The organism is Roseateles sp. P5_B10 (genome assembly GCF_056400485.1).
On record NZ_JBFULE010001751.1, the window covers coordinates 1 to 528 of the forward strand.

Sequence of the window (528 nt, forward strand, 5' to 3'; positions counted from 1 at the left end):
GCTGTCGTCGCCAGCCAGAAACTGCATGAAGCGCAGGATTTCGCCGATTGCCTCGCGCGGCTGATGGCCGGACAGGATGACATCAGTGACGGCGATAGCGCCGGCATTGATGAAGGGGTTACGCGGCACGCCGCGCTCGCGTTCGAGCTGGACGATGGAGTTGAATGGATTGCCCGACGGCTCGCGGCCGACATGCTTCCACAACCGGTCGCCGACCATGCCAAGCGCCAAGGTTAGCGTGAAAACCTTCGAGATACTCTGGATCGAGAACGGCACATCGGCATCGCCGCCGGTCGCCACCTGGCCATCCGCATCGATGACCACGAGCCCGAACTGGTTAGGATTGATGCCGGCGAGCTCCGGAATATAGCTCGCAACCTCGCCGCGGTCGGTGCGCTGCGCCATCTCGTCGGCGATTTCGGTGACGATTCTTTGCAGGTCTGGCGCGGGGTGACTCATTGCGTTGGACTAGCGTACCCGGCCTCAAACCGGAATACGCAGGATCGCGACCGCGAGCACGGCCTGAGC

The 528-nt window shown here is 62.9% G+C and carries 1 protein-coding gene; it reads right to left on the reverse strand.

The window, feature by feature from the left end:
- On the reverse strand, window positions 1-459 hold a 459-nt coding region (locus AC1DU6_RS35705), incomplete at its 3' end, for a glutaminase (RefSeq protein ID WP_477863360.1).
- Window positions 460-528: the final 69 nt, after the last annotated feature.